Origin of the sequence: Pantoea sp. BAV 3049 (assembly GCF_009765445.1) — a bacterium.
Classification (GTDB): domain Bacteria; phylum Pseudomonadota; class Gammaproteobacteria; order Enterobacterales; family Enterobacteriaceae; genus Erwinia.
In genome coordinates, this window is record NZ_WHOY01000031.1 from 5,106,257 (window position 1) to 5,127,697 (window position 21,441).

General features: G+C 51.6%; 21 protein-coding genes and 1 tRNA gene. 9 read left to right on the plus strand and 13 right to left on the minus strand.

Annotation, left to right across the window (positions count from 1 at the left end; genetic code table 11):
- Positions 1-274: 274 nt before the first annotated feature.
- Genes GSQ70_RS25265 through GSQ70_RS25280 form a run of 4 tightly spaced genes read right to left on the minus strand, consistent with a single transcriptional unit; the run spans position 275 to position 5,694 of the window.
- Positions 275-2,407 carry a peptidase domain-containing ABC transporter gene (locus GSQ70_RS25265; protein ID WP_158785092.1) on the minus strand — a complete coding sequence of 711 codons (2,133 nt, stop codon included), beginning with the start codon at positions 2,405-2,407 and terminating at the stop codon, positions 275-277.
- 26 nt (positions 2,408-2,433) lie between these two features.
- On the minus strand, positions 2,434-3,693 hold the full coding sequence (locus GSQ70_RS25270; RefSeq protein WP_158785093.1) for an HlyD family secretion protein: 1,260 nt from the start codon (positions 3,691-3,693) through the stop codon (positions 2,434-2,436).
- An 8-nt stretch (positions 3,694-3,701) separates the two neighbouring features.
- Positions 3,702-5,033 carry a TolC family outer membrane protein gene (locus GSQ70_RS25275; protein ID WP_233268516.1) on the minus strand — a complete coding sequence of 444 codons (1,332 nt, stop codon included), beginning with the start codon at positions 5,031-5,033 and terminating at the stop codon, positions 3,702-3,704.
- Between the two features lie 4 nt (positions 5,034-5,037).
- On the minus strand, positions 5,038-5,694 hold the full coding sequence (locus GSQ70_RS25280) for a LuxR C-terminal-related transcriptional regulator (protein WP_158785094.1): 657 nt from the start codon (positions 5,692-5,694) through the stop codon (positions 5,038-5,040).
- A gap of 1,541 nt (positions 5,695-7,235) precedes the next feature.
- On the opposite strand from GSQ70_RS25280, the gene GSQ70_RS25285 reads away from it, so the two are divergent.
- Complete coding sequence (locus tag GSQ70_RS25285) at positions 7,236-7,826, plus strand: helix-turn-helix domain-containing protein (RefSeq protein ID WP_158785095.1); 591 nt, start codon at positions 7,236-7,238, stop codon at positions 7,824-7,826.
- 65 nt (positions 7,827-7,891) lie between these two features.
- Positions 7,892-8,530, plus strand: a complete 639-nt coding sequence (locus GSQ70_RS25290) for a LuxR C-terminal-related transcriptional regulator (RefSeq protein ID WP_158785096.1) — start codon at positions 7,892-7,894, stop codon at positions 8,528-8,530.
- Between the two features lie 202 nt (positions 8,531-8,732).
- On the opposite strand, the gene GSQ70_RS25295 is transcribed toward GSQ70_RS25290, so the two are convergent.
- The 5 genes from GSQ70_RS25295 to aspA form a co-directional block, all read right to left on the minus strand.
- Positions 8,733-8,808, minus strand: a tRNA-Phe gene (locus GSQ70_RS25295).
- A gap of 110 nt (positions 8,809-8,918) precedes the next feature.
- On the minus strand, positions 8,919-9,497 hold the full coding sequence (locus GSQ70_RS25300; protein ID WP_158785097.1) for a transcriptional regulator: 579 nt from the start codon (positions 9,495-9,497) through the stop codon (positions 8,919-8,921).
- Between the two features lie 61 nt (positions 9,498-9,558).
- Positions 9,559-11,277, minus strand: coding sequence for a protein-disulfide reductase DsbD (locus GSQ70_RS25305; protein ID WP_158785098.1), 1,719 nt, complete (start codon positions 11,275-11,277; stop codon positions 9,559-9,561).
- A gap of 185 nt (positions 11,278-11,462) precedes the next feature.
- On the minus strand, positions 11,463-12,764 hold the full coding sequence (locus GSQ70_RS25310; protein WP_158785464.1) for an anaerobic C4-dicarboxylate transporter: 1,302 nt from the start codon (positions 12,762-12,764) through the stop codon (positions 11,463-11,465).
- Positions 12,765-12,881: 117 nt separating this feature from the next.
- Positions 12,882-14,315, minus strand: coding sequence for an aspartate ammonia-lyase (gene aspA, locus GSQ70_RS25315; protein ID WP_158785099.1), 1,434 nt, complete (start codon positions 14,313-14,315; stop codon positions 12,882-12,884).
- A 360-nt stretch (positions 14,316-14,675) separates the two neighbouring features.
- Between aspA and GSQ70_RS25320 the strand changes: the two genes are divergently transcribed.
- The 4 genes from GSQ70_RS25320 (at position 14,676) to GSQ70_RS25335 (ending at position 17,879) form a co-directional block, all read left to right on the plus strand.
- Positions 14,676-15,137, plus strand: a complete 462-nt coding sequence (locus GSQ70_RS25320; protein ID WP_199257309.1) for an FxsA family protein — start codon at positions 14,676-14,678, stop codon at positions 15,135-15,137.
- 209 nt (positions 15,138-15,346) lie between these two features.
- A complete protein-coding gene (locus GSQ70_RS25325) occupies positions 15,347-15,640 on the plus strand; it encodes a co-chaperone GroES (protein WP_034891529.1) in 294 nt (97 codons plus the stop codon).
- A gap of 46 nt (positions 15,641-15,686) precedes the next feature.
- Complete coding sequence (gene groL / locus GSQ70_RS25330) at positions 15,687-17,333, plus strand: chaperonin GroEL (protein ID WP_158785100.1); 1,647 nt, start codon at positions 15,687-15,689, stop codon at positions 17,331-17,333.
- A 195-nt stretch (positions 17,334-17,528) separates the two neighbouring features.
- Complete coding sequence (locus tag GSQ70_RS25335; protein WP_158785101.1) at positions 17,529-17,879, plus strand: DUF4156 domain-containing protein; 351 nt, start codon at positions 17,529-17,531, stop codon at positions 17,877-17,879.
- Between the two features lie 94 nt (positions 17,880-17,973).
- Here GSQ70_RS25335 and epmB read toward each other — a convergent pair whose 3' ends face one another.
- Positions 17,974-19,002, minus strand: coding sequence for an EF-P beta-lysylation protein EpmB (gene epmB / locus GSQ70_RS25340; protein ID WP_158785102.1), 1,029 nt, complete (start codon positions 19,000-19,002; stop codon positions 17,974-17,976).
- Between the two features lie 41 nt (positions 19,003-19,043).
- Between epmB and efp the strand changes: the two genes are divergently transcribed.
- The 3 genes from efp (at position 19,044) to GSQ70_RS25355 (ending at position 20,045) form a co-directional block, all read left to right on the plus strand.
- Positions 19,044-19,610 carry an elongation factor P gene (gene efp, locus GSQ70_RS25345; protein ID WP_158785103.1) on the plus strand — a complete coding sequence of 189 codons (567 nt, stop codon included), beginning with the start codon at positions 19,044-19,046 and terminating at the stop codon, positions 19,608-19,610.
- Between the two features lie 62 nt (positions 19,611-19,672).
- Complete coding sequence (locus tag GSQ70_RS25350; RefSeq protein ID WP_158785104.1) at positions 19,673-19,804, plus strand: entericidin A/B family lipoprotein; 132 nt, start codon at positions 19,673-19,675, stop codon at positions 19,802-19,804.
- Between the two features lie 106 nt (positions 19,805-19,910).
- Positions 19,911-20,045 (plus strand): entericidin A/B family lipoprotein, encoded by a 135-nt coding sequence (locus tag GSQ70_RS25355; protein ID WP_158785105.1) that lies wholly within the window; start codon positions 19,911-19,913, stop codon positions 20,043-20,045.
- Between the two features lie 36 nt (positions 20,046-20,081).
- Here the strand turns inward: GSQ70_RS25355 and blc are convergent, their stop codons facing one another.
- The 3 genes from blc to frdC form a co-directional block, all read right to left on the minus strand.
- Positions 20,082-20,609, minus strand: coding sequence for an outer membrane lipoprotein Blc (gene blc / locus GSQ70_RS25360; RefSeq protein ID WP_158785106.1), 528 nt, complete (start codon positions 20,607-20,609; stop codon positions 20,082-20,084).
- A gap of 73 nt (positions 20,610-20,682) precedes the next feature.
- Positions 20,683-21,033, minus strand: a complete 351-nt coding sequence (gene frdD, locus GSQ70_RS25365; protein ID WP_158785107.1) for a fumarate reductase subunit FrdD — start codon at positions 21,031-21,033, stop codon at positions 20,683-20,685.
- Complete coding sequence (frdC, locus tag GSQ70_RS25370; protein ID WP_158785108.1) at positions 21,030-21,434, minus strand: fumarate reductase subunit FrdC; 405 nt, start codon at positions 21,432-21,434, stop codon at positions 21,030-21,032. Before frdC ends, frdD begins: the two co-directional genes overlap by 4 nt.
- Positions 21,435-21,441 lie beyond the last annotated feature (7 nt).

The window sequence follows — 21,441 nt, forward strand, 5'->3', positions numbered from 1 at the left end:
CGCAAGATACAAGATAGATTACGATTGATCAAGATTAAGAGATATTGATAAACAGACTCTTAGTGGAAGCAATGTTCCAGATTGGCTGGGAAGGGCTGATATCACTGGCGGCAGCACATTGGCCTCCGCAAAAAATATTTGATACGGGAGTCGCAGAATGAACCCGGAGCTAACGCTTTGATTAATGATCGCCAGAACATCATGTTTTAATGCCACCCGTTGCTTTACCGATCGATTTTAAAGTCCGCAGCACCCGAAGATGCTGCGTTTAACACTATCCTGTGACGGTAAACAGCTCTTTCGGGATTTGTTTGATCTCACCTTTATCCAGCTGGATGATCCGGTCAGCGCTCATAATGGTTTCCGGGCGATGCGCGATAATGATGCGGGTGACATTCATTCCGGCAATGGCGCTGTTAATGGCGCTCTCCCTGGCCACATCCAGGTGGCTGGTTGCCTCATCCAGGATCAATAATTGTGGCTGGCGGTACAGCGCTCTTGCCAGCAACACGCGCTGAATTTGCCCGCCGGACAATGAGGAGCCCATATCTCCCACCAGGCTGTTGTAGCCCATTGGCATGGCGATGATATCTTCATGGATACGGGCCATCTGGGCGACCTGCATCGCCCGTTCTTCATCATAAACCGGATCGAAAAAGCAGATGTTATCCATGATCGATCCCGCAAACAGAATATCATCCTGCATCACGCTACCGATACGATTACGGTAATACTTCATCCCCAGTTTGGTGATGTCCACGCCGTTGATACAGATCTCGCCGGCCTCTGGCCTCAGCAGTCCCAGCAGCAGTTTAGCCAGTGTGGTTTTCCCCTGGCCGGACGGTCCGACGATGGCAACGGATTCTCCGGGCTGGATGGTAAAGCTGGTGTTTTTCAGGATAAACGGCTCGGTTTCTGAATAGCGGAAGTCGAGATTGTTGATTTCCACCGAGCAGGCTGCGGTTTGCTCGGGCAGCTTAATGAGGTTTTCGGTGTTCTCTTCCGTTTCCGTCAGCACAATATCGGCCAGACGCTCGCCATGCAGTCGTAACATCGTGAAGTCGATGATCGCATTGACCAGCCCGGTTATACGGGAAATAAACTGATCGGAAAAGCTGATATAGGCCACCAGCATCCCGCCGGAAAAGTTACCGTCCAGTACCTGAATGGCTGCCAGCCAGATCAGCACGATCCGGCTGATTCCGGAGGTGAGTCCCTGAAGAACGCTGAACAGGATCGTCAACCGCTGGATCTGGATCCCTTTGTTGGTTACCTGGACCAGCTCGCTGGCATAGCTGGAGACGCGGATCTCCTCTTTGTTATTCAGTTTCACCGCCTGCATGCCACGGATGGACTCCAGCAGCTGGGACTGAGCTTTGGCTGAGGCAATCAGCTGATCTTCGTTTGCCTGGCGGAAAGGCCGGAAGGAAGCGGCGCGCAGCACGGTGTAAATGGCCACGGTGGCGAGGACAATCCAGGTCAGAGTCATGTTATAGCTGAACAGGACAATCAGCGTGATCACCGCCATCACGCCATCCAGGATAGAACTGATAAAACGGGTGGTCAGTGTGTTCTGGATGGTGGAGATGGAGCCAAAGCGCGACACAATGTCGCCAATGTGCCTCTCCTGGAACCAGGTCATTGGTAGCCCGAGCAAATGCGTGCAGATGTTGGTCGACCACTGCACGCTTAGCAGGCTGGAGAACCAGGTGGTCACCCAGGATCGCAGCGCGGAGATCACGGTTTGCAACAGGATCACGCAGATAAAGGCGCAGCCCAGCAGGGTCAGCAAGTCGCGGTCGGCGGAAACCAGCACCTGGTCCATTACCCACTGCATGTAGAAAGGTGACAGCAGGCCAAACACCTCAAGCGCCACCGACAACGCCATTATCTGCAGGAAAGCCGATCCGATCCCGGAGACATTGCCGATCAATTTCAGCAGCGACAGCTGGGTTTTTTCATTCTTTTTGACGAAATTACAGTTAGGGTAGAGTTCTAACGCTACGCCGGTAAAGGAGTCCGAAACTTCGTCCAGCGGAATTTCACATTTTCCTCGCGCCGGATCGTGCAGGGTGATCTTGTTTTTAGAAACGCTCTTCAGGACGACAAAATGATTCATGTCCCAGTGAAGGATGCAGGGGAGGTGTAACTTATCTAATTCATCCAGTTCGAGCCTCAGTGCCCGACCGGATAAGCCCATGCTGTTGGCGGTCTGAATAACATCAGCCAGAGTGGCGCCCTTCAGTGAAGTCGGATGCGCCCGGCGCAGGGTGATCATATCCGTTTTATGACCATAGAAGCCGGCGATCATACCGACACAGGTCAGTCCGCATTCCGCTGCCTGAGTCTGGTGTAATATCGGCAGGTTCTTCCGCCAGGAGAACTGAAGATCTTTCAGAATATTCATATTATTTAATAACCTGGTATAAAAAATTAAACAGACGTATGGCGTCCAAGCGCGTAGAGCGGTTCAAGTACCCACTGGTAAAGGCGGCGTCTGTCTATAATAAAATCAGCTTCCACAGTGCCACCGGGCTGCAATTTAAGGTCATTGCCGTAGGCGCTGATAAATTGTTTATCCAGATCAACTCTGACCTGGTAAAAGGCTTCCTGGACCTGCATAGCTCCGGTGAGATGCGAGACTTCCTGCGGAGAAAGCGAGACGCGCGACACGTCGGAGACGGTGCCAAACTGCTGCCCGAATTTCTGATAGGGGAAGGCCTGATAGCGCAGGATCACGCGCTGACCGGGCTTGATAAACCCGATTGCCCGGCTGCTGACCATAATACGAGCCATCAGGCTGGCATTTTCCGGAAGAAGGGAAGCCACTGACTGTCCGGCGCTGACAATTTGCCCGGGCTTCACCAGCACCGAGCCGACGATGCCACCTTCCGGCGCTTCCAGAACGGCCGAACGGCGTGACTCGTTTTCTATCCGTGACTGGAGCACGGTGGAAAGCTGCCGCTCAAGATCATTTTGCTTATTGCGCGTGTTGACCGGCTGCTCGCGGATTTGTTGTAACGTCTGAGTCAGCTGCTGCTGAACGTCGGTGCGCTGGCGATCCACCTCCAGCAGGCGGGATTCCGCATCCAGCAGGGTCGACTGCTGTTGCTCAACCTGAGTGTTGGAGGCATATCCCTTCTCACGCATTAACAGCAGCTTATTCACCTGCCTGTTGGCAAGACTGACCTGGGAGACCCGCTGCGAATACATCTGATTGAGCTGGTTAATCTGCTGTTGCAGCATCCTCTTTTTATCTGCCAGCCCTCTGACCGTCTCTTCATTAAGAGTCACCAGATTCTTAAGCTCGTTTTCCAGCCCGGCAATCTGCTGGTTCAGTTGCTCAGAGATCATGCTGCGGGTCTGGCCGTACTGGGTGGCAATCTCTGAAGATACGGTGGCAAGATGCTGTCCTTTTTTCACGCTCTGGCCTACTGTCATATTCAGGTCGAGCAGCGTTCCGCTGTTGACCGCCATGATATTCATCACGCCATTAACGGGAAGCAACGCACCGGACGCTGTTTCGCGTTTGGTATAACTCCCGAAAATGCAGAACAGCACCACAATCAAAGTCACGATCATCACCAGCGCGATATTCAGCCAGCGGTAAGGGGGGCAATACAGAGCAACTTTTCCTACGGCTTTCGAACGATTAGCCTCTAACGCTTCATCCCTGAATAATTTGTCACTCATAAATTTATCTACCTTGATACTGCCTGCTGGCAGGCATAGTCATTCAATGTGGAGTAATCCAAATCGCCGGTTGCAGCGGCCAGTGCGATCTTCTGTTGAACAAAATTGTTTTCTGCTTCGGTAAGGTCTTGCCGTGATTTGTACAGGTCTTTCTCAGCATTAAATTGATCGAGCAGCGTTCTTAATCCCAGCTCTTTGCCATAGGCGGTGGAGGCGACTTTTTTCTGTGCGGAATCCACCGAACGCAGATAGGCATTAATTTTCGCCAGGTTGTTGTTTACGCCGAGCCATGAGGCTTTGGTATCCTGCACGACCTTGCGGCGCGTATCCTCCAGCAGTTCTCTGGCCTGATCGCGGCGGCTGACCGCCTCAAAACTTTGTGAGAGATATTTGCCTCCCGAGAAGATAGGGACGGTGACGTTCACCCCGACGTAGGTGTTTTTGGTTTTGGAGGTGGAACCGAAAACTTCATCCAGCACGTTGCCATTTTCCGCCCGGCTCCAGTTGGTGCCGTAATTGGCCTGCAGGGTCACCACGGGCAAATGAGCTGATGTTGCACTGATCACGTCTGCCCGGGACTCTTCCAGTTTGTGCGAGGCGGCGATGATATTGAGGTTTTTTTGTGACGTGCGCATCACAACCTGCTGCATAGTTTCTTTTTGCGGATGAAAAAGGCAGCGCATATCCGCTTCCTGAATCTCTTCGGCCGGCAGTCCGGTTAAGCGGTTAAATTCGAGTCCCGCGTGGTTCAGGTCATCTTCAGCAGAGAGCATTTCCGCTCTGGCACGGTCAAAACTGGCCTGAGCATCATCCACATCCAGCACGGTGCCTTCGCCAATCTGCTGGGCTTTTTGGGCTTTATGAAGTTGCACTTCATAGGCCTTCATCTCCTGCTGCAACGTCGCCAGTTGCTTGCGCGAAAAGATCACCGAGAACCAGGCTTTGCTGACATCCTGAATCAGCTTCTGCTGGGCCAGCATATAATTCGCATCGGCCAGGTCGGCCGCCGCATCGGCTCTTTTCCATGTGGCAAAGCGGGCGGGATCGAACAGAGGTTGCGAAAGGTTAAAGCTGTAGTTATGGCGTTTGATACCGGCGGCATAAGAGGCATCGGGCTGATCCTGCTTGTAATAGCTTCCTGTTAGTGAAATTTCCGGCAAAAGCCCGGCGAATCCCTGGTAGCGTTTCTGCCCTTCAGCATCATGCAGGTTGCCTGCCGCGATAAATTCAGTATCGTAAAAACGCGCCGCGATAACGGATTGCTGCAAACTGACGGCATGCCCCTGAAAGCTATTGGCCAGTGAAGCCAGTATGATTAATATTAATTTATTTTTTTTCATGAAATTACAGCATTCCATTCAGGTATGCGTACTTCAATAACTCCGCGTTACTTTTAATATCCAGCTTTTTCATTGCATTCTGTTTCTGCGTGGCAACAGTGCTGATGGCCCGGTTTTTCTTGGCTGCAATATCAGAAAGCGAATGGCCCTGAGCGATCAGAAAGACAACCTCCCACTCCTTAGACGTTAAAGCGATTTGATCCTGATTTTTAAGCTTGTCGTTGACGGCTTCTGTGAGGACTTTAGAGATGAATTGTTTTTCGGAATCTGAGATCAAATGGCCGATAGCTCTCTGAAGCTCATCAATGCTGTCATGGGTGCTGACTAAAGCATCGTATTGCTGTTGGATCACTTTTTTTATCAGGAGGGTGTTGGAGTTTTGCATGAAAATCAATGTCTTGACGTTGTTTTTTGCGCAAAGATTTTTTAACTTCTGCTGTTCACCTGAATCGCAATTTTTGTAGAGGTAATTGTATTCAGTAAAAATGAGGTCAACGTTTCCTTTCCTGACCTCACTAAAGAGTTCCTGATGGTCTGAACAGGTTTTGATGGATATTACTTCTGTCGTGATCTTATTTTTCAGATATTCACATATCTCATTATCGAACATGTTGAAATTGTAATAAATGACAACATGGACAGGCTTTTTAATATCTTCCATTGAACTTTCCCATGATTATTCGTGCTAAACAGGGTTTTTCCCTAAAACTGACCGATTTTTCCAGATGTAAAGAATAAAAAAGTGGTGAGGGTATTCTTTCCCTCTGTTTTGATTAACCTGAAGGAATGTCCAGGCCGATCTCCTACCGGAGTATGATTATTGGAAAGCCAGACAGACTCTTTTTGTATGTGCCAATCGATTGTGTCAATCAGCTGATATCTTCAGGCGATGGTTCCCTCCTGCAGTGAAGTCGAAAGTCCGTTTCAACGTGCAATATGATGCAGATTGTTGCGAAATTGTAAGTTTATAGATGAGGTCCAGCGCGTCTCTCCTGAAATCATCGCTGTGAAGCGCATTCTTTCATCTGAATCTGTTCTTGGCAATACGCTGAACGATTTACTTCATTGAGTTATCTCCTGAGGTAATTCCCTGTTCATAGATGATTGTTATGTATTTAATGTTTATTATGGTTTTTAATTTTCCAATATCACTATTATGAAGTGTTATTAGTTTAGTTCTCTAGCAAAATTTTTAAAGTATTTATATGGGGCTTGTTGTTGTTTAAATGTTTCTTGATTGTGATAAAATTTAGCTGTATGAGGTTATTTATAGAGCGAAAATGTGAATCGGACTGTGATTGGCGATGTGAATCAGACGAAAATTCTGCTAAAGGAGACTGCATTTTAAAAAACCCTTAACCGCAATCAGTGAATTTTTGTTCTGAAAATCCGTTATCAAAAAGAGGTCGATTCATCAAGGGGGCCTGTCCCCGTTTTGTTAGTTAATGTCTCTGAAGCGGATGTCAGCAGTGTGAAAAACGGAGCAGGGTATGGTCATAAATTGTGGCCAAAATGCTGTATTCTCTGCGGCATTGCGGAGGTTTTGTCAGGGGGTATTTAGACAGGGATTACTGATTTCGTTAACTATTTCTCCGTTAACATTGAGTGTAAATTTCCAGGGGTAAGTAATGTTTTTTCAGCCTGGATTATGTTTCATTGACCATAAAAATAAATAACATTAAGTGTAAAATGGAAGTGTGAATTTTTTTCTGGAAAGAGGAATCCCGACGGAGAAATGGCATACTAAGGGTGAATTTGTTGATGTTCATCTCTTTTCTTTTTCAAAAAGCAGAGAGGCACGGATGTTAATTGACATCTTTTCGGGACTACATTCGTTACAAAAAAATCATTAATTTTTTTAAGAAAAACGGAAAGGATGTCGTTATGACCTATTACATAGGCGAAACATGGTGAGGAAGACATGAGAGTGTATGATCAGGGAAGAGATAAAAATACCTATCTTTTAGAGAGTTGTGATCGCTTGTATTTGCATGATCCGGCATCTCTGCCATTCCTGGTCAACAGGGCTTCCTCTTGTTCCGCTATATTGACGAAAACTCTCATTTGGCATCATTAAGATGATGCATATGCAGAGTCATATCCATTAGCTTAAACAATAATGTTTATCTGGAGAGTTCACATAATCTCAGAGGAATGAGTTTAGTTATTCGTTATTGTAAATTTAAAACATTTGGATTATATATGTTTAGCGTTCTTGAAAGTCATGAGCAGATAATTAACTTACTCTTACCCTATGCTGAGAACTCCGAACCTGATGAGATATCAAGAGGGAAGAGGAGATACAAGTTTTGTAAGAAAGAGCAGCGCGTGGTGTATCTTTTGCTTGAGGGGGATTTTTGCCTCAAAGTGAAAGGTGGAAACAAAATCCTGAGTATTGTCTCCGCACCCTGCGTGATAGGATTTATGCCTGCTCTTGAAGAGATCCCTTTGTATCTTGAACGAGTTGACTACGGAAAGATCAAGCATATTGATTATGATTTTTTCTGGAAGTCTGTAAAAGATAAAAAGATTTTTGATGACGTTATGAAGGTGATGTCGGGCCAGTATACTGACCTGATGAGCCATATCTCAATGAACAAGTGTACCTCTGCTGACGAAGTCAGATCGTTAGTCCATCGCTGGCAGCAGATCCCGGAACATCTGAAGAAAAGATTTTCAGTCATGTATTTGATTGAAAATAGCTCCGATCTCTCAAAAAGCTCAATCAGTCGCGTATTGAAAGAGATGAAAGAGAACGGTGAGATTTCACTGGACAGGGGGAGGTTCGACTAAAAAAATCAATCAGTCGCGGTTTAATCAAAGCCGTGGAGAACATTGCCAGGAGGCAGGATACTGACATGGATAAAGTAGAGAATATTGTTGTCCTGATTCATATCAGCAATGCTTATCTTTCTGAGGGAATTGCGCAACTCATTAAGCAATCTGCTGGCAAAGAATATAATGTTCTTATCAAAAACCAAATTGATCGGGACTCTGTCAGCCTGGCGAATATTATTATTTTACCTAAAAGTGCTATAAACTGTTTATTCTGTTTTTCCGCCCTGGATTATCGACAGAAGCAGAGCATTGTTATAGGTATTGATGATGGTGGCCTGCCGGAAACTCGCCTGCAAATCCCCAGCTGCCTGCCCGGCATGATTGTGATCCCAAGGGCCTGTCCACTGGACAAAGTGTCGAAAATTTTTCTGATGTCAATGCTGCGGATCAGTACGGATACCGGGGAGTACCTCTCTCTGCCTGCCTGTAAGAGCCGTTCACTGTCAGCGCGCCAGAAGGAGTTTGCGGGGTTATTTATTGCCGGATACGACATGCACCTCATTGCGAGGATACTTAACGTATCGGTGAAGACCGTTTACTCCTACAAGCTGCAGACGATGAAAAAATTTAATCTGGCCCGAACTCATGACCTGTATGAATTCCTGGTCAACTACATGAAAAAACAGAAGATTAAAACGACGATCGCTGTCTCGCAATAGTTATGTCTGCACCCTGAGCATCTGACAGGGAAGGCGGGTCGCATACCGGGGCAGTGGGACTGCTCTGGTTGAGGCTGTCCGGCATTCTGTATCGAAGGTATGCGCAGTACTGTGGAAGAGTAGCTAAGGTGGATGCAGCGCTGTGAAATAACTGAAGCCGCAGAAAGCAAAAAACCAGCCATCAGGCTGGTTTCTTTAAATATGGTGCCCGGACTCGGAATCGAACCAAGGACACGGGGATTTTCAATCCCCTGCTCTACCGACTGAGCTATCCGGGCAACGGGGCGCATTAAACCGTAAAGGCCGCCTTCCGTCAACGGCTTTGTCACAAAAAACACGTAAACGACGACTGAATGGCTGCTTTTTATGCGCTTAGCCTGAAACTTGCTCAGGCGAGAGCGCCATTTTTACGACAGAGTGCGATGCTCAGCACATCTTCTGCCAGCGTGCGGGCGGTAGCCACTTCCTGTACGTTACGCTTCACCAGCAGGCGGCTCAGGCAGCCTTCGAGAATCAGCTCCATCTGATGAGCAACCAGCGTGGGGTTATCGGTTTCCAGCTCGCTTAGCAGGTCGTGGGTGTATTGCCATGAGGCGCGCTTCTGCAGCTCGGCAACCTGATGCACAGGATGGTCGGGTTGGGGATAAAAGCTACAGGCAGCAATAAACAGGCAGCCGGGGTAGCGATTATTGCGCACGGCCTCTTCCAGTACCTGATAGCGTGCCAGCAGCTTCTGTTCGGCGTTCAGCGTCTCGTCCAGCAGCAGTTTGCGCCGCCAGATATCAATCTGCTGGCTGTGATAGCGCAGGGCGTCATACAGCAGCGCCTCACGGTCGGGCCAGAAGCGCTTTAAGTCTTCTTCCCGGCACGCCACTCCATCCGCCATCATGGCAAACGATGTGGAAGCGGCCAGGCCGTTTTGCTCGAGTACATTCAGTGCATGCTCGAGTACCTGTTCACGTTGCAAGTGACTCTCCTCTTGTATGCCTTCTTCCGGCTTCAGGCCAGAAAATCTTCTCTAGTGTCGTTTAACGGGCCAGTTTCTGCAAATGCTGCTCAAACGCGGCGGCATCCATAAAACCGGTAATGCGCGACTGAGGGATCTCTTTGCCACTGGCATCGAAAAACAGGATGGTCGGCAGGCCCAGTACCTGAAGCTGCTTCAGCAACGCGCTGTCCCGGGCATTGTTTGCCGTGACATCGGCCTGCAGCAGCTGGGCGTTTTTCAGCACACTCTGAACGTCAGGCTGGCTGAAAGTGTATTTTTCAAACTCTTTACAGGCTACGCACCAGTCAGCATAGAGATCCAGCATGGTGATGCGACCGTTACTCTGCTGAAGGGCCTGATTGAGCTGATTTGTTTCGCTGATGCGGGTGAAGTTCAGGTGCGCCGTGGTCGCTTCCGCTGACGATGCACCAAAGGCCCAATCCTGCAGCGGACGGGCGGCAACCAGTGCGGCAGCCAGCATCAGGAGCTGCGCCAGGCGCTGCCAGCCATTGGTTGATTTCAGGCTGATAAAGCCCCAGCCGAAGAAGGCCACGCCCAGCAGGCTCCACAGCCGGAGCCCCCAGAGATCGCCGATCACCCGCTCCAGCAGGAACACCGGCAGGGCGAGGATCACAAAACCAAAGCCTTCTTTAACGATTTGCATCCATGCGCCGCTTTTCGGCAGCAGGCGATTACCGGACAGTGTGACCGCAATCAGCGGCAGTCCCATGCCCAGCGCGTACAGATACAGCGTTCCGGCACCGGCCAGCATGTTTCCGCTCTGCGCGATATACAGCAGGATGGCGCTCAGCGGCGCGGTGGTGCAGGGAGAACAAATCAGCCCGGCCAGCGCGCCCATCAAAAAGACGCCGGTCAGCGAGCCACCTTGTTGGCGATTGCTCCACAGGGTCAAGCGGGTCTGCAGGGAAGAGGGGAGCTGCAGGGTGAACAGGCCGAACATCGACAACGCCAGAAGAATAAACAGCACTGACAGGCCAACCAGCACCGCCGGTGCCTGAAGAGCAGCCTGGAAGCGTAAACCAGCAGCGGCAACAATCACCCCCATCACCGTATAGGTCACGGCCATCCCCTGGACGTAAACCATCGCCAGCGCAAACAGGCGGCCCAGCGAATACTGTCGGTTACCGCCGAGGATAATGCCGGAAATCAGCGGATACATCGGTAATACGCAGGGGGTGAAAGCGACACCAATGCCAATCAGCAGCGCCCATAATGGGGAGAACGGCAGGTTTTGGTCGGGAGAGGATGGCCGGGCCGCTACAGCGTTATTGCCGGCGTTATCCGCTGCGGTGTTGCCTGGCATAACGTCGTTCAGCGGCACGGTGCGGGTTTCCGGTGGATAACAGAATCCGGCGGCAGCACAACCCTGGTAGGTCACTGTGACCGTTGCGCCTTTCGCGGCCTGCTGCACGGTCAGGGGCAGCGTCAGGCTTTCAGGATAGATCTCGGTCTTGCCATAAAACTCATCCTCATGCGGCTTGCCCTCTGGCAATGCCCAGTCAGCCAGCGTTGCGCCCTGCGCCGACACCTTAATCTGCTGGCGGTAGAGGTAATAGCCGGATTTTACCTGCCAGCTGAGCGTCAGCTGGTTCGCCTGCTGGCTAAAATCAAACGCAAACGCCTGATCGACCGTGCCAAAGTTATTGGTGCTTTTAGGCCCAAACAGCGACGCGCTGGCGGTGGAGCTGAACAAAGTTGCCAGCAGCAGAAAAATTAATGTTGTGAGGTGCTTAGCCATGGCTGATAACCACTTTCTCCTTGTTGAACTGAGTAAACCGGCGGGGCGAACAACGGTCCGCCGCCGCGCTGGATGAGCTCAGGGGGTCATCCTTACCGGCAGGCAAATATATCATGGCACGGCGGTTGAGGCTTTTCAGGATGTAACATGGTCAGGTACGGGCGGAGGAATTCCACCCGCAAAGATCACAGGAAAAGATGCCCGAACAGGAAACCAAAGGCTACCGAGAAGACGATCGCCAGCGTGCCCGGTATGATAAAGGAGTGGTTAAAAACGAATTTGCCAATGCGGGTGGAGCCGGTATCGTCCATCTCCACCGCAGCCAGCAGGGTCGGGTAGGTCGGCAGAACAAACAGGGCCGACACGGCGGCAAAAGAGGCCACGGCGGTCACCGGCGAAACGCCCAACAGCAGCGCAGCAGGCATCAGCGCCTTGGTGGTGGCCGCCTGGGAGTAGAGCAGCGTTGAGGCAAAGAACAAAATTACCGCCAGCATCCAGGGATAGTCGCTGAGCAGCTCACCGGCGACCTGCTGAATTTCACCGATATGGGCCTTCACAAAGGTATCACCCAGCCAGGCCACGCCCATCACGCAGATACAGGCGCTCATGCCTGATTTAAAGGTGCTGGCCGAAAGGATCTTTGCCGTATCCACTTTGCAGGTCAGGCAGATCAGGGCCGCGACCGTCAGCATAAACACCACGATCGCTTCATTGCGCGGTAGAACAGGATTAACGATCAGCCCAACGGTCTCACTGATTGCGGTGGCATACAGTACCACTGCAACAATACCAAGCAGGAACAACAGCACCGAGCGTTTTGCGCCAGGCTTGACCTTGAAAACGGTCTCGCCACGCAGCACGGTTTCACCTTTTGCGAGCCGCTCCTGATAAATCCGATCGTCCTTCAGCTCTTTACCGAGGAAATTGGTTACCAGCGCCGCCAGGAAAATGGCGACCATTGTTGAGGGAAGAGCCACCGCCAGCAGGCCCAGATAGCTGATGCCTTTCGGTTCAAGAATGCCGGACAGGAACACCACGGCGGCCGAAATAGGTGAAGCGGTGATGGCAATCTGTGAAGCGACAACGGCAATGGAGAGTGGACGGGAAGGGCGGACACCCTGCTCTTTAGCCACTTCCGCAATCACCGGCAGCGTGGAGAAGGCCGTATGGCCCGTTCCCGCCAGCAGCGTCATCGCGTAGGTCACCAGCGGCGCCAGGAAAGTAATATAGCGTGGATGCCTGCGCAGCAGGCGCTCGGCCAGGCTCACCAGATAATCCATGCCGCCCGCAACCTGCATCGCCGCGATGGCGGCAATCACCCCCATGATGATCTCAATCACATCAAAGGGGATGGCTCCGGGTTTGATCTGGAAGACCAGCGTGAGGATCAGCATGCCGACACCGCCGGCAAAGCCAATGCCAATCCCGCCCAGACGGGCCCCCAGATAGATCGCTGCCAGCACGACAATCAACTCCGGCACAATCATATTCACTCTCCCTGCACTTAGTTGCTAATCAACCGTTAATAATATGTAGGATTCAGCATCAAAAAAGGCACGTCGTTCAGAGAACGTCCGTGCCTTGTTTTGGCTCAACCAACTGCGTCAGTCATTTTCATCTGTGTAGCGTTTGGCTTTGTAAGCCGGGAACATCAGGTTCTGGGTGGAGAAAATGTCATCCAGTTCCGTTTCGGTCAGCAGACCGCGTTCCAGCACCACTTCACGGACGCTCTTGCCCGTTTCGGCACAAATCTTCCCGACGATATCGCCATTGTGGTGGCCGATATACGGGTTCAGGTAAGTCACAATTCCAATAGAATTAAACACGTAGGCTTCACACACCGCTTTGTTAGCCGTGATGCCATTCACGCATTTCTCCAGCAGGTTTGAGCAGGCGTTGGTGAGGATATGCACCGATTCAAACATCGCCTGACCAATTACCGGTTCCATCACGTTCAGCTGCAGCTGACCGGCTTCAGAAGCCATGGTCACCGTAACGTCATTGCCTATCACTTTGAAGCACACCTGATTGACCACTTCCGGCACCACCGGGTTAACCTTGGCTGGCATGATGGAAGAACCCGCTTGCAGCTCCGGCAGGTTGATCTCGTTCAGGCCCGCGCGCGGCCCGGAAGAGAGCAGGCGAAGGTCGTTACAGATCTTTGACAGCTTCACGGCCAGACGCTTCAGCGCGCTGTGAACCATCACATAAGCGCCACAGTCTGAGGTTGCTTCAATCAGGTCTTCTGCCGGAACGCATGGCAGGTTACTGACTTCGGCCAGCTTCTTAACCGCCAGCTGCTGGTAGCCATCAGGCGTGTTGAGACGAGTACCGATAGCCGTGGCGCCCAGGTTCACTTCCAGCAGCAGTTCGCTGGTGCGCAGAATGTTTTTAATTTCCTCATTCAGCAGCACGTTAAATGCGTGGAACTCCTGGCCCAGCGTCATCGGCACGGCATCCTGCAGCTGGGTGCGGCCCATTTTCAGAATGGTGTTGAACTCAACGGCTTTGCGCTGGAAGCCCTCGCTCAGCTGCCCGATGGCATCCAGCAGTTTCAGAATGGAGGAGTAAACCGCAATGCGAAACCCGGTCGGGTAAGCGTCGTTGGTAGACTGGCATTTATTGATGTGATCGTTCGGATTAAGGAACTGATATTCCCCTTTCTGATGGCCCATCAGTTCCAGGCCAATGTTTGCCAGCACTTCATTCGTGTTCATGTTAACTGAGGTACCCGCACCGCCCTGGTAAACGTCCACCGGGAACTGATCCATGCACTTACCGTTGTTCAGCACTTCATCACAGGCCTGAATAATGGTGTTCGCAATGTTGCGTGGAATGGTCTGCAGCTCTTTATTGGCCATCGCCGCCGCTTTTTTGACCATCACCATGCCGCGCACGAATTCAGGGATATCGCTGATTTTGCTGTTGCTGATGTAGAAGTTTTCAATCGCACGCAGAGTATGAACACCGTAGTAAGCATCCGCCGGAACTTCACGCATCCCTAACAGGTCTTCTTCGATACGAATGTTATTAGCCATGAGAAACCTTCTTGTTAATACCCTTCCTCTTTTCAGGTGTTATCGGGTATATGGGTTATCACAAAGTGATCTTTGGCCGTGAGCCGTCAGGGCCGACATTTTATCCGTTTGCCGCGGGCGGAGCACGATCATATTCTGTTAGTGGCAAAAAGCCTGAATGCAGATCACTTAAATTGCGTTCTTTTTCAATCGTGTCCGGCACAGTGTGATCATAGTCGCACTTTGCTTTCCAGTATGAATTTACCCGGGCGCGGTTGAAAAGCCGTGGTTAAGTGCCCATTTTAACGGGAGACGATCGTAACGATCCCTTTTTTGCCGTCACGCAGTACGCGGGATGGCCCTGACCGACAGGAGATTGCGGTGCGCTGGTTACCGTTTTTAGTACTATTTATTCTGGCGTGGATTGAGATCACCATTTTCATCCACGTCGCACATGTATTGGGTGTGTTGCTGACGCTGCTGCTGGTGGTGTTCAGTTCATGTATTGGTATCTCGCTGGTGAAAAACCAGGGGATGAAGAACTTCATGCTGATGCAGCAGAAGCTGGCGGCGGGTGAAAGCCCTGCGGCTGAGATGATCAAAAGCGTTTCGCTGATTCTGGCTGGCTTTTTACTGCTGCTGCCGGGGTTCTTCACCGACTTCGTGGGGCTGCTGTTGTTGTTGCCACCGGTGCAGAAACACCTGACGCTGAAACTGATGCCACATTTGCGCGTATGGCGTGGCCCTGGCGCAGGTCCGGACAGCGGTTTTACCGTGGACGGTGAGTATGAGCGTAAAGATGCAAAGCTGATTGAACATGATGACGGCCGGGAAGATCGGTAAGGCATAAGAAAGGCGGATTCCCGCCTTTTTGCTTTTCAGGGGGGCCTTCTGCTCGATATTTGTGCGGTTGTGACGCAGAAGAAAAATTTTTATTTTTTTACCCTTGAAACGTTCTTTGCCCGGCCCTATCTCTCTCGTCACGAGGCCGGTGCCAGTGAAGCCCGGCGTTCATCCCAAAACTGATTGGACTTCTCAAAGGAGAGTTATCAATGAAAATTCGTCCATTGCACGACCGTGTTATCGTCAAGCGTAAAGAAGTGGAATCTAAATCAGCTGGTGGCATTGTTCTGACCGGCTCCGCAGCAGGCAAATCTACCCGTGGCGAAGTGCTGGCCGTGGGCAATGGTCGTATCCTGGAAAGCGGCGAAGTGAAACCACTGGACGTTAAAGTCGGTGACGTGGTCATTTTCAGCGAAGGCTACGGCGCGAAAACTGAGAAAATCGACAACCAGGAAGTGCTGATCATTTCTGAAAGCGACATTCTGGCAATTGTTGAAGCGTAATTTACGCGTAACTCACTGAACGAAACGAATTTAAGGGATAATGAAAATGACAGCTAAAGACGTAAAATTCGGTAATGACGCGCGCGTAAAAATGCTGCGTGGTGTGAACGTACTGGCAGATGCAGTAAAAGTTACCCTGGGCCCGAAAGGCCGTAACGTGGTTCTGGATAAATCTTTTGGTGCACCGACCATCACTAAAGATGGTGTTTCTGTTGCACGTGAAATCGAGCTGGAAGACAAGTTCGAAAACATGGGTGCACAGATGGTGAAAGAAGTGGCCTCTAAAGCGAACGACGCTGCAGGCGACGGCACCACCACCGCAACCGTACTGGCTCAGTCTATCGTTAACGAAGGCCTGAAAGCCGTTGCTGCGGGCATGAACCCAATGGACCTGAAGCGCGGGATCGATAAAGCCGTTATTCACGCCGTTGAAGAACTGAAAAAACTCTCCGTTCCTTGCTCCGACTCTAAAGCGATTGCTCAGGTTGGTACCATCTCCGCAAACTCTGATGAGTCTGTGGGTACCCTGATTGCTCAGGCAATGGAAAAAGTGGGCAAAGAAGGCGTTATCACTGTTGAAGAAGGCACCGGCCTGCAGGACGAGCTGGATGTGGTTGAAGGTATGCAGTTCGATCGTGGCTACCTGTCTCCGTACTTCATCAACAAGCCAGAAACCGGCGCAGTAGAACTGGAATCTCCGTTCATCCTGCTGGCGGACAAAAAAATCTCCAACATCCGCGAAATGCTGCCAGTACTGGAAGCCGTGGCGAAAGCCGGCAAGCCTCTGCTGATCATCGCTGAAGATGTTGAAGGTGAAGCTCTGGCAACGCTGGTGGTTAACACCATGCGCGGCATCGTTAAAGTGGCTGCGGTGAAAGCACCAGGCTTCGGCGACCGTCGTAAAGCAATGCTGCAGGATATCGCGGTTCTGACCGGCGGTACCGTGATCTCTGAAGAGATCGGTATGGAGCTGGAAAAAGCGACTCTGGAAGACCTGGGTCAGGCTAAGCGCGTTACCATCAGCAAAGACACCACCACCATCATTGATGGCGTGGGTGAAGAAGCGACTATCTCTGGCCGTGTAACTCAGATCCGCCAGCAGATTGAAGAAGCAACTTCTGATTACGACCGTGAAAAACTGCAGGAGCGCGTGGCTAAACTGGCAGGCGGCGTAGCCGTACTGAAAGTGGGCGCAGCAACTGAAGTTGAAATGAAAGAGAAGAAAGCTCGCGTTGAAGATGCCCTGCACGCTACCCGTGCTGCGGTTGAAGAAGGCGTGGTTGCTGGTGGTGGCGTTGCGCTGGTGCGTGTTGCTGCGGTACTGGCAGGTCTGACCGGTCAGAACGAAGACCAGAACGTGGGTATCAAAGTTGCGCTGCGCGCGATGGAATCTCCACTGCGTCAGATCGTTTCTAACGCCGGTGAAGAGCCTTCAGTTGTGGCTAACATGGTGAAAGCTGGCGAAGGTAACTACGGTTACAACGCACAGACCGAAGAGTACGGCAACATGATCGACTTCGGTATCCTGGACCCAACCAAAGTGACCCGTTCTGCTCTGCAGTACGCAGCGTCCGTTGCTGGCCTGATGATCACCACCGAATGTATGGTGACCGATCTGCCGAAAGGCGACGCTCCGGACTTAGGTGCTGGCGGCGGCATGGGCGGCATGGGTGGTATGGGCGGCATGATGTAATCCCTCCCCCTTGTAAAAAAGAACCCTCTGTCTCTGACAGGGGGTTTTTCTTTTTGGGGGGAAAATAGTATAAGTAAGAGCGCAAGAACCAACCTGAACAACGATTTATCGCAAGTTAAGCAATGGATGCTTATGACAAGACCGGGATGTCCGGTACGATCAGGAATGACTCTGATGATAATAATGGGGAATAAAATGCGGATTAACGTCTTGCTGGGACTCTCTGTGGCAGCGCTGCTGCTGGCAGGCTGTAGCAGCTCTAAAACACTGAGTTCTGCGGGTGAGGGTGTCACCTTTACGGATAAACAGCCTGCAGCCAATTGCCAGCTGCTCGGCAACCTGACCGGTTCACAGAGCAACTGGCTGAGCGGTGCTGGCGGCGGTGAAAGCAGCTCTCTGCGCGGTGCGGCAAACGACCTGCGCAACAGGGCAGCAGAGATGGGCGGTAACGTGATTTATGGTGCAACCAGCCCAACCCAGAACATCTGGTCAAGCTTCGCACCGCTGGACAGCAAAATGACTGGCCAGGTTTACAAGTGTCCTTAAGACCGCATTGTAGCCAGTGATGGCGCGGAATAACGGTGAATTAAGGCAGGGGCGGATCGCTGATCCGTCCCTGTTGTTTTATCCTTCAGGGGGATTAAACCTGGCGCAGCTGCAAATCCAGCGGCGTTTTGCTGGGTTCACCACCAATCTCTCTCGCCAGTTTCGGAACCATATAGCCGGAAACCTGAGTCAGCAGCTCACGCATAATCGCCCGCGCTTCCTCATCTGAAACGTAGAAATGCGCCGCACCCTGTACTTTATCCAGCACGTGCAGATAATAGGGCAGTACGCCCGCATCAAACAGCGCATTACTTAACGCTGCCAGCGTTGCAGCATTGTCATTGATGCCCCGCAGCAGTACGCTCTGGTTAAGCAGCGTCACGCCTGCATGTTTTAATTGTTGCAGAGCATCCTGCAGCTGTTGGTCAATTTCCTGCGCGTGGTTGATGTGCGTCACCAGCAGGGTCTGCAGGCGCGATCCCGCCAGCCGTTTACACAGGGCAGAGGTGATCCTGCCAGGGATCACGACTGGCAGGCGACTGTGGATCCGCAGGCGTTTAATGTGTGGGATCTGCTCCAGCTGAGCGATCAGCCAGTCCAGTTCATGGTCTTTTGCCATTAAAGGATCGCCGCCGGAGAAAATAATCTCATCCAGTTCTGGCTGCTGTCGGATATACTCCAGGGCCTGCTGCCAGTTGCGCTTGTTGCCCTGGTTGTCCGAGTAAGGAAAATGGCGGCGGAAACAGTAGCGGCAATTGACGGCGCAGCCGCCTTTGACCAGCAACAGCGCACGATTACGATATTTATGTAACAGACCCGGCACCACGCTGGTCTGCTCATCGAGCGGATCGGTGCTGTAACCCGGAGCATCAACAAACTCCTGACTCTGGGTGATCACCTGCAGCAGGAGAGGATCTTGTGGATCGCCTTTTTGCATTCTGGACGCAAAGGCCCGCGGGACGCGCAGGGCGAAAAGTCGACGTGCATCATTGCCCGCCGCCAGCTCCGGGTGCGAATCGAGGCCTAAAAGTTGCAGTAATTCATTTGGATCGGTGATTACATCTGCAAGTTGATGCAACCATTCTTCTCGCGAAGGGGTATTTAGGGTTACAATGTGTGCCATTTTTTTGGCTAAGTACCAGTATTAAATTGTAGAGGGCCTTTATGGCGACTTATTCTAGCAACGATTTCCGTCCCGGTCTTAAAATCATGTTCGAAGGCGAACCTTACGCTGTCGAATCAAGCGAGTTCGTTAAACCCGGTAAAGGCCAGGCATTTGCTCGCGTGAAAATGCGCCGTCTGCTGACCGGTACCCGCGTTGAGAAAACCTTCAAGTCTACCGACTCTGCAGAAGGCGCTGACGTGGTGGATACCAACCTGAACTACCTGTACAACGATGGTGAGTTCTACCACTTTATGCACCCGGAAACCTTCGAACAGCACCCTGTTGAAGAGAAAACCGTGGGTGACGCGGCCAAATGGCTGCTGGACAATGCAGAGTGCATCGTGACCCTGTGGAACGGCAAGCCGATCCAGGTGTTACCACCAAACTTCGTGGAGCTGGAGATCGTTGATACCGATCCAGGTCTGAAAGGGGATACTGCCGGTACCGGCGGTAAACCAGCTACCCTGTCTACCGGTGCCGTGGTGAAAGTGCCACTGTTCGTGCAGATTGGTGAAGTGATCAAAGTTGACACCCGTTCTGGTGAATACGTTTCTCGCGTAAAATAAGCCGGAACAGCGATCGGGCCTGATTTTCAGGCCCTTTTCTTTAATGATGTGAGCCTGACCAGATGATGAACTGGATTAAACTGATTACAGCGGCATTGTTGATGACCTGCGCACTGAGCGCCTGCAACACCTTTCACGGATTTGGCGAGGACGTCCAGCACCTCGGTGGTGCAATCTCCCACGCAGCCAACTGACTCTAACTCTTAAATTTTCTTTTTGCTATGCGCATCCGGCGCATCCGGCAGAATTACGGCTATGCTTAATACGCCGTACTCTACTTCTGGTAAAAAGGAAATTGTCATGTTAAAGAAAAGTATTGTTGCAATCCTTTCTGTTCTGGTGCTTTCTTCGGTGCTCACAGCCTGTAATACCACGCGCGGCGTGGGTGAAGATGTGTCAGCCGGCGGACAGGCTATTCAGAGAAGCGCTCAGTAATCTCAATGCCGGTGCTGTCACAGCACCGGCTCTGTTTTATCCCTTCTGCTTCACCCAAATCAGTTTGTTCACATCAAAACCGGCCTGACGGGCTTTGCTGGTCAGCTCCTCTTTGACCTGTGGGGAGATCTGTGGCGATCTTGACAGTATCCACAGATAGTTTCTGTTCGGCCCGCAGACCAGTGCGTTCTGGTAATCGTGATCGAGCGCGATCACGTTGTAGCCGCCATAAAAGGGGCCGAAGAAAGAGACCTTCAGTGAGGCCTGGCTGGGGGAACCGGTAAAATACGCTTTGCCGACGCTTTCCTGCCAGCTTTGTTTCTGTATGTTATAACCCCGGTTAACCACCTTAAGGCCGCCGTCGTCGCGCTTGCTGTAGGTGGCCGTTACCTGTTCCAGCCCGCGCTCAAAGCTGTGATCCAGCCGGGCGATCTCGTACCAGCTTCCCAGATAGAGATCGGCATTAAATCCTGCAACAGGGGTCACGCCTTCCGGCGGGGTGGTGCTACAGGCCACGGAGAGCAGAGCACCAACACCTGCCGTCATGTTTTTCCACAGAGACATAAGCTATTCCTTTGCGTTTGAATAGCTTGAGTATAGGCGGTTTTAAGCAGGCGGCCGGGAAGCCGCCCGAATTTTACAGGGTAATGACGCCGATGGCGGTGACCACGCTGAGGATGGCGGCAAAGCCGTAAAAAACCCATTTCCCGGCCGGGACGTGGATCTTTATATCATGCATGGTGTGATGCAGACGGTGCAGGGCGCACCAGACTGGCAGCACAATAGCGAGGAAAATCAGCCCGCGTCCGGGCCAGCTCTGAGCAAAACCAAGGATGCGCTCATAACTCAGCGCCTGTGGCCCGGCACCTGCAGGCAGCAGCACGCCGATCAGTAATACCAGCACCGGAGAGACAATGGCTGCCCACATGCCTCCGGCACCAAACAGGCCCCAGAACAGAGGCTCATCAGAACGGCTTAATGTTTTCATAGTTTCTCCGCAAGAAAGGCGGCGGCCAGCACCACGATACTGACCACAATCATCACTGCCCACAGTCCTCTGATCACCGGTGTGGGCGACATCTTTTTATCTCCGATAATAATCACCGAGGCTTTGGGAGCCAGCTCAAACCAGGTTTTGCTGTGCAACAGCGCGGCGGCCAGCGCTACCAGATTCAGCAGCAGTACGATGGGGTGCTGCAGAAAGCTGACAAACACCGCCCAGCTCTCAGGGCCGCGTTTGAGGGCAAACAAGCCGAAAATCAGTTCCACGCTGAACCACAGCGCCGGAACGGCGGTACCTTCACGCAGCATGTAGAAACGGTAGAAACCCGATTTCTGCCACCAGCTGGCGGTGACCGGGCGATGGTAAGCATTGCGTTTCGAGGTCATCTTGCAC